The organism is Oleiphilus sp. HI0043 (assembly GCF_001634935.1).
On sequence record NZ_LWEY01001648.1, the window covers coordinates 1 to 568 of the forward strand.

The window sequence follows — 568 nt, forward strand, 5'->3', positions numbered from 1 at the left end:
TTGAGGATGATTATATGGCCAACCCAAATGTTACGTTACGAGTTTCTGGCAGCTTACGCAGCCACTTAGAAGAATGTACCGGCTTAAACGGAGAATATGAGACTCCCAGTGAGTATTTACGAGATCTTATTCGTAGAGATATGGAGCGGAAAGATTCGGCTAAGTGGGAACGTGTTAGGTCTTCTTTAAATGAAGGCTTGAGATTTGAAGAAAGCGAATTTAAACCAATAAAACGAGATGAATTTAAAAATAGAGCTTTGAAAAGAAATGGCCTAAAAAATGACGATTGAAGCTAAATACTCCCCTTTAGCCATGGCTCAGCTAGATAGTATTTGGGATTATGGTTTTCAACGATTTGGAGAAAACCAAGCTGACAAGTATATTGATGGGCTTTTTGACGCTATAGATGAAATTTCAAACACCGGTAAACACAATGGTTTAAGACCCCGAGTTTTTCCTCTTGATATGATCTCAGACATCACAACTGAAAGTATTCATTTTACTCGTTATGAGAATGAGGTGATTTACCTGAAGGAGCTTAAAAGTGGTGGGGTAGGTGTCATAAGTA

At 38.4% G+C, this 568-nt stretch carries 2 protein-coding genes; both read left to right on the forward strand.

Features of this window, described 5'->3' with window-relative positions; translation table 11 throughout:
• On the forward strand, window positions 1-290 hold a 290-nt coding region (locus tag A3729_RS25185; protein ID WP_082882176.1), incomplete at its 5' end, for a hypothetical protein.
• A partial coding sequence (locus tag A3729_RS25190) for a type II toxin-antitoxin system RelE/ParE family toxin (RefSeq protein WP_068634406.1) occupies window positions 280-568 on the forward strand: 289 nt, incomplete at its 3' end. The genes A3729_RS25185 and A3729_RS25190, both read left to right, overlap by 11 nt.